At 49.0% G+C, this 13,463-nt stretch carries 8 protein-coding genes; 7 read left to right on the top strand and 1 reads right to left on the bottom strand.

Going from position 1 to position 13,463, the window contains the following annotated elements; all coding sequences use genetic code 11:
- The first annotated feature begins 78 nt into the window (after positions 1-78).
- Both MKY42_RS25130 and MKY42_RS25125 read left to right on the top strand, forming a co-directional pair.
- Positions 79-1,326 carry an MFS transporter gene (locus MKY42_RS25130; protein ID WP_256222351.1) on the top strand — a complete coding sequence of 416 codons (1,248 nt, stop codon included), beginning with the start codon at positions 79-81 and terminating at the stop codon, positions 1,324-1,326.
- An 82-nt stretch (positions 1,327-1,408) separates the two neighbouring features.
- A complete protein-coding gene (locus MKY42_RS25125) occupies positions 1,409-2,731 on the top strand; it encodes an LLM class flavin-dependent oxidoreductase (protein WP_339845586.1) in 1,323 nt (440 codons plus the stop codon).
- A 162-nt stretch (positions 2,732-2,893) separates the two neighbouring features.
- Here MKY42_RS25125 and MKY42_RS25120 read toward each other — a convergent pair whose 3' ends face one another.
- A complete protein-coding gene (locus MKY42_RS25120; protein ID WP_339853074.1) occupies positions 2,894-6,043 on the bottom strand; it encodes an alpha-mannosidase in 3,150 nt (1,049 codons plus the stop codon).
- 249 nt (positions 6,044-6,292) lie between these two features.
- Here MKY42_RS25120 and MKY42_RS25115 point away from each other — a divergent pair, with 249 nt between their 5' ends.
- The 5 genes from MKY42_RS25115 (at position 6,293) to MKY42_RS25095 (ending at position 13,390) form a co-directional block, all read left to right on the top strand.
- Complete coding sequence (locus tag MKY42_RS25115; RefSeq protein WP_339845584.1) at positions 6,293-8,107, top strand: sensor histidine kinase; 1,815 nt, start codon at positions 6,293-6,295, stop codon at positions 8,105-8,107.
- Entirely contained in the window at positions 8,104-9,663 is a 1,560-nt protein-coding gene (locus tag MKY42_RS25110) for a response regulator transcription factor (protein WP_339845582.1), read from the top strand. The genes MKY42_RS25115 and MKY42_RS25110 overlap by 4 nt, the downstream gene beginning before the upstream one ends.
- Positions 9,664-9,923: 260 nt before the next feature.
- Positions 9,924-10,853, top strand: coding sequence for a sugar ABC transporter permease (locus MKY42_RS25105; protein ID WP_063565309.1), 930 nt, complete (start codon positions 9,924-9,926; stop codon positions 10,851-10,853).
- Between the two features lie 22 nt (positions 10,854-10,875).
- A complete protein-coding gene (locus MKY42_RS25100) occupies positions 10,876-11,832 on the top strand; it encodes a carbohydrate ABC transporter permease (RefSeq protein WP_064635967.1) in 957 nt (318 codons plus the stop codon).
- 58 nt (positions 11,833-11,890) lie between these two features.
- Positions 11,891-13,390, top strand: coding sequence for an ABC transporter substrate-binding protein (locus tag MKY42_RS25095; protein WP_339845579.1), 1,500 nt, complete (start codon positions 11,891-11,893; stop codon positions 13,388-13,390).
- The last annotated feature ends 73 nt before the right edge of the window (positions 13,391-13,463 follow it).

The following is a 13,463-nucleotide window of genomic DNA, read 5'->3' as shown; positions in this document are numbered from 1 at the left end:
GAACTTTTCTATTATACTTTCCAGTTACGGTATCCTAATATGGATAATAACCTACTTTTTATATAGGAATTATATAGTATGGAGAATGCCAAGATGCCGCATTGGAAGCGAAATCTGTATATTCTGTGGTTTGGCCTATTTTTCAATCATATGGCTTACACCTTGTCTGTGCCGTTCTTTCCGCTGTTTCTGCAAAATGATCTCGGTATTCAGAGTGGATTGGAAGTCTGGTCCGGCATTTCGATCTCGATTAGCTTTCTGATTAGCGGACTATGTGCTCCCTTCTGGGGATCGCTGGCTGACAGATACGGCAGCAAACTGATGCTGATTCGTTCAGGCGTTGGTCTCGCCATTGCTCACCTGGCTAACTATTTCGTTTATGATCCTTACACGTTTATCGCTGTGCGGATATTTCAGGGACTCATGGCCGGCTTCAATCCTGCATCCATTACGTTGGTTGGCACCAATACTCCGGAAAAGCATGTAGGTTATGCGCTTGGTGTCATCTCCACATCCACGGCTGCCGGAGGAATTCTGGGACCACTTGTGGGTGGAGTACTAAGCCATTGGATCGGGCTGCGCGGATGCTTTATCGCCTCGGGAATCATTACGCTGCTCTCGGCTGTGATGGTGATATGGGTAAAAGAAGCCCGCGGTCCCCGCACTGTGGTTCGCACAAGTATTCTGGGTGATCTAAAAAAAGCAGCCTCCACTCCGGGATTAATGCGGATCTATGGTTTGATTTTGCTCGTTTCAACTTCCGTGCTCATTATTGAACCTGTACTGACGCTTTATGTGGTCCAGATTGGTGGAGATGTCAATACTGCAACACTTAGTGCAGGAATCGTTTTCTCGGCCATCGGCGTGGCAACGGTAATCATGGGGCCGCGCTGGGGAAGAATTGGCGGAAAAATTGGATACGAGAAAACGCTGTTTATCGGCCTGCTGGGCGGTGGCATTGGCAGTTTACTGCAACTAACGGCGGTTAACCTCATTTATTTTGGAAGTCTGCGATTTGTCTATGGCCTGTTCTTTGCTGCCGTGTATCCGGCCTTGAATGCGTTAATCATCCAATATGCTGACCGGGATTTCCGGGGGAGGGCTGTCAGTCTGAGTCAGACTGCGAATCAATTCGGTATTGTACTCGGCCCGTTACTCGGCGGTTTTCTCGGCGGATGGACGGGGATTCCTTTTGTTTTTCTCCTGACAGGCATTGTCCTTCTGGGAGCAGCCTGGACAGTCCGGGCAAGCGAAAGGAACCAGGCGAATAAACCGGGATTGGGTATGGCAGCAGCAGATGCAGGCGCAAAAAGCATAACGAAATGAGGAATGAAGAAACGGCTCTCAGAGAAAAAAGGTACTCGGACTGAATTAATTGTTCATCACCACACCATAGGGAGGAATTCATATGTCACAACGACGATTGAGATTGGGAGCAAACTTGAATGGAGTCGGAAATAGCATTTCTTTTTGGCGACACCCGGATATTCCGATCAATGCCAGCGTAAATCTGGATTTCTACAAGAAGCAGGCGATTAAGGCGGAGGAAGGGAAATTCGATCTGCTCTTTATTGCAGATGGTCTCTTTATCAACGAGAAGTCCAATCCTCATTTTCTCAATCGCTTCGAACCTCTGACGCTTCTATCCGCACTCGCTGGGGCAACTTCCCACATTGGGTTGGTTGCTACATTGTCTACTTCCTATAGTGAACCATTCACAGTGGCAAGACAATTTGCCTCGTTGGATCAATTAAGCGGAGGGAGAGCCGGATGGAATGTGGTTACTTCACCTCTGGAAGGCTCGGCGCTGAACTTTGGCAAAGGTGAACATCCGAACCACGCGCTGCGCTACGAAATTGCAGAAGAACATCTGAATGTGGTTAAAGGGCTATGGGATTCCTGGGAGGATGACGCGTTTATCGGGGATAAAGAGAACGGTGTTTTCTTCGACCCATCCAAACTGCATACGCTGAACCACAAGGGAGATCACTTTTCTGTCCAAGGTCCACTCAATGTGGCACGCTCGAACCAGGGACATCCTGTCGTTTTCCAGGCAGGTTCTTCCGAATCCGGCAAGGATCTGGCGGCCCGATCGGCCGATGCTATATACACGGGGCACGAGACGTTGGAGGAAGCCCAGGAGTTCTATTCGGATGTGAAGGCAAGAGCGGTGGCTTATGGTCGTAAGGCAGAAGATATCCTGATCTTCCCTGGCATCGGTCCCATTGTGGGCAGAACGGAGGAAGAAGCGGAGCGCAAGTATCAGGAAATCGCGGAGTTGGTCGATATTGACCATGCACTGAATTATTTGGGACGTTACTTCGATCATTATGACTTCGCCCAATTCTCATTGGATGAGCCTTTCCCGGAGATTGGTGATTTGGGCAGTAACACCTTCCGCAGTACAACAGACAAGATCAAGCAGCAGGCCCGAGAACAGGGACTGACCCTCCGCCAAGTGGCATTGCTTGCATCAACGCCCCGCACATCCTTCATCGGTACACCGGAAAAGATCGCTGATCAGATTCAGGAGTGGTTCGAAGGCGGAGCTGCGGACGGTTTCAACATTCGTACCGTTGTGCCGAACGGACTCGCGGACTTCGTGGATCTGGTCGTACCTGTCTTACAAGAGCGCGGCCTGTTCCGTACCGAGTATGAGCATGAGACACTGCGCGGTAATCTGGGTCTTGAGATTCCACGCAATCGATATACATTGGAGACGGTAAAATAAATAAAATCACAATGATGGTGCATCGAACTTGCTTCCAGTTCAGAATGCTTTATAAGCGCTCCAGAAAGCTCCTATCCTAACGATTGACACAAAAAAACCAGCAGGTCGCCCATCATCTGGGGACTTGCTGGTTTCTTTGGTTAAGATGCTGCATTTATACGATTATACTCTCAGATCAATCTCAAACGTCTTGATTTCATAAGGTTCAAGAGCAAAAGTTATCGGTGTATCATACAGGAGTTCGCCCTCCGGCACTTCCATAAGATTGCATTCTCTCCACGCATGAATCCGTAGATCGCTTGTCAGTTCAAGCGTATTCATGCTGCCGGAATAATCATGAACGCGTACGATGACACGATCGGAATCCTCCGCCTTCTTAACTGCCGAGATCATGGCTGTGCTGCCGGACAAGGTGAGCATGGAGCGACTTGGCTGCTCTGATAATCCCTGTGTATATCGAGCTGGAGCATTCAGAAGCCAGGCCTGCTGCACGGTTCCGCCAACGAGCCAATCTCCCTGATGCGGAAGAAGAGCATAGGTGAAGCTGTGCAGTCCCTGATCGGCATGTGGATCAGGGTGCGTCGCGCTCTTGATCAGGGTCAGCCGCATGACGTTGTCTTTAATGTCATAACCGTACTTGGAATCGTTCAGCAAACTGACGCCATAACCTCTGTCGGACAGATCAGCCCATTGATGGCCAACGGATTCGAAACGCGCCCAGTCCCAACTTGTGTTCCAGTGCGTCGGCCGTTTAACGTTACCGAACTGAATATCGTAGGTGGCTTCCGTAGAGCGGATGCCGACAGGAAAGGCAACTTTCAGCAGTTGCTGCTGTTCATGCCAATCCACCTCAGTGGCGTAATCGATTCGTCGATGCCCGGTATATACAGTCATGCTCTGCGTAATGATGGAGCCAAGGTATTCCCAAGCAAAGCGAATCACGGCCTGAAGTGGTCCAGTCTCTACGACTTCAATGCTGGTGCATTTCGTAATCTCTCGCATATCCTCCTGATAGAAGATATCAATATCCCAGGCCTCGTGGGCAAGCGGTTTGTCCTCGAACACCTGAAGCACATTGCCTCTGGCGCCTTTGGCAAGCACCTCACGGTGTGACTCTTTATCGTAAAGGCGAGTCAACTGCCCATTCTCATTCCACTCGAGCAGATAGAACGGTGTCTCCATTCCATTGACTGTGTGGATGAATGGCGATTGCTCAGGGATGTCGTTTACCGTACTGCTCTGGAAGTGAATGGTGGTATACCCCAGCGAAGGAATATTATTCACCTCGACGGACCAACGTGCATCCTGGTATTGAGCGTTCAGGATCTCTCCGGAATCGCTCAGCCAAGTTCCTATTTCCAATTCACCTGATGCCGCAGGAATGCTCACGATTTCTGTAACGACCCATGGGGAAGAGTTCCAAATGGTGTACGTATGCGGAGATCCTCCGCTGCCAGCGATAGCCATCCGAGCCTGCGTGTCCACGTGACTGCCAATCTGCTCAGCTTCTGCATATTCAATTCGGCTATCCTCATACACCTCAGTGATGGAGGAACCAGGAATGATGTCATGGAACTGGTTGCGCAAAATGATTTTCCAACCCGCAGTCAGAGACTTCGCTTGATACAGATTCCAGTCATTGTGCACAATACTTTGCAATGCATTCAGCCATTCCGCTTCGCGGTAAGCCAGCTCAAGCTTGCGGTTCATCCGTTTGTTGTACGCCTGACTGGTATACGTTCCGCGATGATACTCCAGATACAGTTCGCCATCCCATGTATGGATGTACGAATCGGTTTTCTCCACCGTCTCCTGCAGCTTCTCAAAATAATCATCTGCACGTCCTGTCTTGACCTTGGGCAATCCGGGCAGTTGATCCAGCCGTCGTCTCATCTCCAGCATTTCGCGGTTAACGCCGCCCCCGCCATCTCCGTATCCGTACGACAGCAGCAGATCCTGGTTCATCTCCTTATCGCGGTAGGCATCCCAGATGCCTTTGACCGTCTTCGGAATGATTTTCCCGTTATAGGTATAGAACCATGAACCTGGCTCGGACCAAGGCTCGGGTGTAGTAATGAAGTGGGTCAGCACCTCTGAGCCGTCAATGCCGCGCCAGTGGAATGTATCGAATGGCATGCGGTTGTATTGGTTCCAGCTGATTTTGGTTGTCATGAACGTATGAATGCCGGATTTTTTCAGAATTTGCGGCAAGGACCAGCTGTAGCCGAAAACATCGGGCAACCATAGATATCGGCAATCCGTCCCGAATTCTTCTTTGAGAAAACGAGTGCCAATCAGCAATTGTCGGACCAGGGATTCACCCGAGGTCAGGTTGCAGTCAGCCTCCAGCCACATGCCACCGCCCGCTTCCCAGCGACCTTCAGCGACACGTTCCTTGATGGATTCGTACAGTTCCGGGTAGTCCTCTTTCACATATTCGTACAATTGCGGCTGTGTCTGAAGGAAAACATACTCCGGGAACATCTCCATCAGACGCATGACCGTAGAGAAGGAGCGGGCGCATTTCTCGCGCGTGTGCTTCAACCGCCACAGCCAGGCAACGTCAATATGAGTATGGCCGATACAAGTAACGGTCACATCAGAGGCTTTGTCCATCGCACTTAGTCGGGTGCTCAAGTCATCCCTTGCCTCGTGCACAGAGGAATAGAAGACATCGGACTTAGGCTGCGACCAGTCAATCAGTCGGAAGGACTGCTGGAGTGCATGAAGCAGCTTTGTGCGCTCCGGTGCATGGGCATCCAGAATGTTGACCGTTTCCAGAATTGCTGACCCTGTAAATACAAGATCATCAACAGCTTCATCCAGCCAGCACAGTTCTGCTTGTCTGAACGTATGCGTCTGGTTGCGGGGCTGACCGCCACCTTCCAGACCGGACCATAAGCGGAAGACCAGCTCGTTGGTGCTGCCTGCGGCAGAGGCTGGAAAGAACACTTCCTTGTGGTTGGAATCCACGCCTTGAAACGGCTTGCCATCCCAGTAGAACAGGGATTCAAAGCCGGAATTGTTACCACCCCCGGTATCGCCGAAATCAAACAGGCCGACAATCCGTTTATCTTCCCAGGAGGCAGGGAACTCGACTTTTGTACGCAGCCACAAATAGAGATCTCGACCGGACCAACTTTCTCCTGTATGCATAGGCTTCCAATGGCTATCGTCTCCAGGCAGGACCGGGTTGATCTCTTCCCTGCGGTCTTCGCAGGCGAGAAAATGATTTAAAGGCAGACGATCCCGGTAACGGAGCTCGGATAATTCATGAATACGTGCTTGTAGTTTGTTTTCAGTAAGAAACATCATAAAAACCCCCAGTTCATTTTATCGGGGAGTGATTCATATATAGAGAGCATCCAAAGCGAGTATGTATTACATAACTTTTATAGGGGAATGCGCCCATTATAGCGCTTCCATTCAATTTTGACAAATCATAATATGGATTACTGGTTCTATGCGCTGGTGATTGTCGAATTTAACCAAACGGTGATACACTGAGTTGGAAATGGGTCTGGAGGAGGTGTTCAGGCGCGAATGTCCAGGATACGAACCATGTATAAGAACTACTTGAAGAAAAAAATGTTCAACAAAATTCTGCTGTTTTATTCCATGGTGATGGTCCTGTTGTTCATCAGCATCGCGGTATTGGCCTACCGCTACTATGAACAGCGAGTGGTACAGGAACAAATGGATGCGAGTTTGCAGGAGCTGGATATTGTCAGCATCAACCTGAATCAGCAGTACGAACGGCTGTATAGTGCCGTGCAGCAGATTTATACCGACGCCATGATCGGCGATGATCTGAAGTATTTTTTGACTCATGAATACGAGGATTTTCTCAATTGGCGTCTGAATCAATATGCTTACAGCTACCGCACGGAGCGAGGGAACTTCGATTATCAATTACGTCTGCTGTTAAAGGATGAGGCTTCGATTGCAAATGTCGTCTTATACAGCACGGATCAGGATTTCTTCTATGTTCTTAATCGGGAGACCCAGCACTTTTACGATCATCCCAAGCTGTCTGCAGGGCATCAGGACTGGTTCCAGCGGCTGAGGAGTGCACCTTGGCAGTACATGGGCAGCGAACCGCTTTTCGAAGGGAAAATGGATGATGAGCCTACTCCATATAGCTACGCGAATGTGCTCAAGGACTCCGTGACATTGAAGCAGTACGGAGCAATTATGTTTGAGCTGAATACAGACCGTATCAAAGGGCTTCTTCGAGACAGACCGGGCGGCAAGAACAGTCGGATCATGCTGATGACCGGGGAAGGTGAGGTGATTTTCGATTCGCAGGGCAAGTATGACAACACCGTCTACCCATACTGGGGGAAGATGAATTTGCCGGAGGATTGGGTGGATCTGGAGGAGCGCTCCAAGGTGCAGCTGCTGAATATCGGGAATACGGGCATGGTCGTGGCTTCTATTATTCCGGAGTCGCACATCAAACAGAGCCTTCAGGCGATTCGTTTCAGCCTCATTGGGATTGTGATTCTGTGCATCATGATTAGCATCGCGGTGACGTTCACCATCATCCGCCGTTATTCCAAAAAAATTCACAGACTCGTGCTTTACATGCGTCGCTGGCAGGAGGGGGATCTAAGTAAACGTATCGAGATGGAGGGGGAAGATGAGCTGCAGCAGATTTCGCAGAGATTTAATCATATGTGTGATCGGCTGGAGTCTTACATAGAAACGGTATATGTGTCAGAGATCAAGCAAAAGAACGCGCAGCTTGTCGCTTTGCAAGCCCAGATCAATCCCCATTTTCTGTACAATACGCTGGAAAGCATCCGCATGAAAGCCATCAGTATGGGAGCCAGGGATGTTGGGCAGATGATTTATATTCTCGCCACGATGTTCCGTCATTTGATCAAAAAGCAGACCCATGTAACTTTGGCGGAGGAAATAGAGCTGTGCGGCATGTACCTGGCTTTGGTCCAATATCGGTATGAGGACAAGCTGCACGTGGAGACCCATATCGAGAATGCAGCGGCGGGAAGCATGGTCGTCAAGTTGCTTGTCCAGCCGATTATTGAGAATTACATTGTGCATGGTTTTCGTACGAATGATGAGGATAACCGGATCTCCATCACAGCCGAAGAAGAGAACGGCGTGATTCACATCCGTGTGAAGGATAACGGAAAGGGGATGTCCGCAGAGAGATTGCTTGAACTGCAGCATGGGTTGCATAAGGGTGATGAAGCTGCTGAGACATCTGACCGATCTTTGGGTCTTAAGAACGTGCACGACCGCATACGTCTGAATTATGGCAGTGATTATGGACTGCACCTGAACAGTGTGGAGGGCGAAGGATGTGAGGTGACCATCAGCATTCCAGTTACAAGGGAGGAAACGGGATGAGAAGTGTAATGTTGGTCGATGATGAGCCGCTTATTGTGAAAGGAATGCAAGCCATCATTGATTGGGATCAGAATAACATGCAGATTGCCGGAACGGCATGCAATGGGTTGGAAGCGCTAGCAATGATGGACGAGGTTCCTGTCGATCTGATTATTACGGATATCATGATGCCACAAATGACCGGACTTGAATTGATCCGGGAGACGAAAGCGCACAATCCATATACCAAATTCATTATTTTGAGCGGTTACGAAGAATTCAAATATGTGCGGGAGGGCATCTCGCTGGGCGTCGAGAACTACCTGCTCAAGCCAGTCAATATGGATGAACTGGAAGCGACCATCAAGCATATGCAGCGGGATTGGGAGCACGAAGAGATGCGCCAGATTCAAATGGATCAGAGCTGGAGGATTCTGCGCAACAATATTTTGCAGCGCTGGGCGAACGAGACCATTGACGCCAAAGAGTTCCGTGAGCGTGCGCAGATGCTTGAGATTCCGATGAACAAGTCCACATATTGTGCGGCTTCGCTGCGGATTGTAGGGGATGACAAGGGAGATGATCCCCAGATGTATCTGCCGGGAATTGCTGAGCAGTGTGAGCAGATTGGAAACAAAGGCCTCCCGGATGGCTGTGGTGTTATCTGCTTTCCCGATCAGGAAGGAGACATCATGCTGCTGTTCGTTTCAGCCGGTACGGAAAGTAGTGCTGAATGGCAGATTCAGGCACTCACCAGGATGAAGCAAGCGGTCGCCGAGGACACAGGTGCACGTGTATGGGGGATCATGGGTCAATCCGAGTCGACCTATCTGGGTTTTCCTAAGAGCTGCAAGTCCGTAAAGCTGTGGCTTCAGAATCATTTGTTTATGGATTGCGATACCTTCATCATGCAAGTGGAGAACGAAGAAGCTGTCAATGAGTATCAAGAGAAGCCAGGGCCTGCGATGGAGCAGTTCCACAAGCTGCTGCGGGATGGAGAAGGTCCTGAGGTGGACCGGTTCATCGACGAATTCTTCATTGTTGAGGGTAATGAACCCTGCCTCCCGAGAACACCGTTCTTCAACTCAGCGATCCAGCTTATGCTGGCCGCCAAGGAACTGGAGAAAACGCCTGACTATGGGGACATCTTCGGGCCCCTGTCCAGAATTCATACGCTCAGCAAACTGAAACAATTGGTCAGAAAGGTTGTTCATCGCACGCTGGATACATATCATACCGCCGAGAAAACGTACAGCCCGCATATCATGTCTGTGCTGGAGGTGGTGAAAAATCACTATCAGGATGAGCTGTCACTTAAGACGCTCAGTCAGAGGCTGGAGCTTCATCCGAACTACCTCGGCCAATTGTTCCAGCAAGAGGTCGGTACCACCTTTTCTGATTATGTGAACCAGTACCGAATCGAGCGTGCCACTCATTTGCTGTTATATTCGGACAAAAAGACGGCAGAAATAGCGGGCGAGGTGGGTTATTGGGACTCTACTTATTTCTACAGACAGTTTAAGAAATATGCTGGCGTTTCTCCTACGGAGCTGCGCTCAATCTACATGAAAAAGTAAGCCGGGGCTCCGGCTGAATGAAGATACTCCCCATGTGGGGGTGTCTTTTTTGTTATGGAATGAATGTACGATCTTTAATTAATCCATCAATTTATTGGGTTTTTCAACTATCTCAAAATTGGTAGCGCTTGCATAATGGAAGTAGGAGTGAACGAGGAAATCCAAAGCACCAAAAGGGCTTAGATCCAGTGTTGATTATAGGGGATTAATGCTGGATGCAGCTAAAGCAATAATGAACGAGATTATAAGGAGGGACAGCCGTGCAGGGCATCTTCAAAAGTCTGATGAAGAACAAGGCGTTTCTTCTGCTGGTACTGCCGGGAGCAGCTTGGTTTATCATTTTTGCCTATTTGCCAATGTTCGGAACGATTATTGCTTTTAAGGACTTCCGGATTCATCCGGGCGGATTTCTTGAAAGCGTTCTAAAAAGCGAATGGGTCGGGTTCAAGAACTTTGAGTTTCTGTTCTCCACCAGTGACGCCTATATCATCACACGTAATACCATTCTGTATAACCTGGGTCTGATCTTTCTCGGGCTGGTACTCGCGGTGACGCTTGCGATCATCATGAACGAACTGTTGAACAAACGGCTGGCGAAGATTTACCAGACCGCGATGTTTATGCCTTATTTCCTGTCTTGGGTTATTATCAGTTATTTCGTCTTCTCGTTTCTGAGTGTGGAAAAGGGTGTGTTCAACCAGATCATTACCTATTTTGGTGGAGATCCGGTTAGTTGGTACAGTGAGACAGGGTATTGGCCGTATTTTCTCATTCTGCTCGGCCTGTGGAAAGGTGCAGGTTATGGCAGTGTAGTATATCTGGCGGCAATCGCAGGTATCGATCGTTCTTATTATGAGGCAGCGATGATCGACGGTGCTACGAAGTGGAAACAGATCCGGTACATAACGCTGCCACTGCTCAGACCGCTAATGATCATCCTCACCATTCTGGCGATCGGCGGGATCTTCCGTTCCGACTTTGGACTGTTCTATCAGGTTCCGCGGGACTCTGGTGCGCTGTATCCGGTCACCAATGTCATCGACACGTTTGTATACCGCGGCTTGACCATTATGGGTGATACAGGAATGAGTACAGCTACAGGATTGTATCAATCGGTTGTCGGTTTGATTCTTGTCCTGCTGGCAAATTATGCTGTGCGTAAAATTGAAAAGGATTATGCCGTATTCTAGGCTGCGGCAAGGGGGTGCTTCCATGAGTAATTTAAGCGAACCGGTAAAGCGGGCATCTGCCCATACGAGGAGGACCGGAAAGAAATCGAGAGATCTGAATGCCATTTCGCCGTTATCCAATGTGATTTTTAATATAGCTATCGGTCTGTTTGCCTTATCTTGTATCTTTCCGTTTCTGTTCATCGTGATCATCTCATTTACCGATGAGAAGACGCTGGCGATCAATGGCTTTAAGTTATTCCCTGAAGTCTGGACGCTGGATGCCTATCGATTCCTTATGGAATCCGGGCAGCAGATGGCCCAATCGTTTGGGGTTACCTTAACGGTGACGGTTGTCGGAACCGCGCTAACACTGTATTTGGTCACCACGTATGCGTATGCCATCTCGCGCAAAAATTTTGCGCAGCGTCGGTTTTTCAGCTTTTTGGCCTTCTTCACCATGCTATTTTCCGGCGGTCTCGTTCCCAGTTACATCGTGGTTACGCAGGTGCTGCACTTGCGGGATTCGATCTGGGCACTGATCCTGCCGTCAATCATGAACGCTTTTTACATTATCGTTATGCGTACATTTTTTACGACCACTGTGCCGGATGCGGTTATTGAGTCGGCCAAAATCGACGGAGCTACTGAGTTCGGTATCTATACGCGCATCGTACTGCCGATTTCGTTGCCGGGCATCGCGACTATTGGATTGTTCAGTACGTTAGGATTCTGGAATGACTGGTTCAATGCGCTGCTCTACATCGACAATGCGAATTTGATTCCACTCCAGACATTGCTGATTCGAATACAGAACAATATGGATTTTGTTGTGCAAAACAGCAGCCGGGTCGTGTCCTACGACATTGCCTCGACACTGCCAACGGAGACCGTCCGCATGGCGATGGTTGTCTTGGCTACACTGCCGGTTGCGCTGGCGTATCCGTTTTTCCAAAAGTATTTTATACAAGGCCTGACCATTGGTTCGGTCAAAGAATAAGTCTGGTTGTGCCTGCCCTCAAAGGGCAGTAACAATAACATTGATAAGGGGGATACACATGAAGACAAGAAAAATCGCTCTGCTCATGGTTACTTTACTGCTTGCTTTTTCTACTGTTCTAGCAGGTTGCGGTGGCAGTAATACCAATGATACAAGCGGGAATGCGGCATCCGGGGGAGAATCCGGCGATAAGGACACAGTGAAGCTCAAGGTATATCTGATTGGTGGTCCACAGCGCGATCTGCCAATGGTGCAGGAAGAAATGAACAAATACTTAATGGAGAAAATAAATACAACTGTCGACATCACGATGATTGACTGGGGTGATTATTCCAAACGTATGCCAGTCATTACCGCTTCGGGCGAAAATTATGATATCGCTTTCACCTCTTCCTGGGCTTATGACTATCTGCCAAATGCCACCAGAGGAGCATTCCTGCCAATCAATGATTTGTTGGATAAGTATGGTCAGGGCATTAAAGAGCAGCTTGATCCACGATTCCTCACAGGATCGCAGATCGATGGCCAAAACTATGCTGTGCCAGTGAACAAAGAGTTGGCTTCGCAATGGGTATGGCGCTTCAACAAGCAGTACGTTGATAAATACAACATGGACATCAGCAAGATTCGTACATTAGAAGATCTGGAGCCTTACCTGAAGCAAATCAAGGACAATGAACCAGCCGACATTACTCCGCTGGCTGTTCCGAAGGGCTTTAAGCCTTATCTGGCGTTCGACTTCCTGCTCGGTGACGAATTCCCGGTGGGTATCAACATGAATGGTGACACCGGTAAATACGTTAATGTGCTGGAATCCGAAGAGCTGAAAAGCTCGTTAAAAACCATCCGTAAATACTATCAGGCTGGTTATCTGCGCAAGGATGTAGCAACGTTGGAAGGCATCGACAACATCAAAACAGGCAAATGGTTTGTTGACCGTGAACAGACGCAGCCGTACGCCGAACTGGGATGGTCCAGAAGTGCGGGCTATGATATCGTGACTACACCGATGCAGGATCCGGTTATTTTTACTGGCTCGGCAACAGGCGCTATGCATGCAATCTCGGCGAACTCCAAGAACCCGGAACGGGCCATGATGTTCCTGAACTTGCTCAATACCGATCCATATCTGCGTAACCTGATCAACTACGGCATTGAAGGAACACATTACAATAAGATTTCAGATAATGTCATTGAGGATCTGCCAGCAATGAAGGACGGATTCCAAATGCCTGGCTTTGCACTGGGTAACCTGTTCCTGACCTACATGCACAAGGAAGATCCAGCAGATAAGTGGGAAGCGTTCAAGGAATTCAACAATTCCGCGAAGGTTGCTCCAAGCTTTGGCTTCAACTTCAATCCTGACCCGGTGAAGACGGAAGTGGCTTCCATCTCCGCCATCGTGAAGGAATTCTACCCATCCATCATGACGGGAGCTGTTGATCCGGATGAGCATCTGCCGAAAGCGATCGAGAAGTTGAAAGCGGCAGGTCTGGATAAAGTGATTGCAGAAGCGCAAAAGCAGTACGACGAATGGAAAGCTGCAAATCAAAAATAACCTGAATTATAAAGTAGACATGGAAACGTCTGTCCTGGTTTGACGGGCGTTTCTTTTTTACCCTGATTAGTTT

Source organism: Paenibacillus sp. FSL W7-1088, from assembly GCF_037969855.1.
GTDB lineage: Bacteria > Bacillota > Bacilli > Paenibacillales > Paenibacillaceae > Paenibacillus.
The sequence above is the reverse complement of the archived record's forward strand: the minus strand, read 5'-3'. Positions and strand labels throughout refer to the sequence as shown.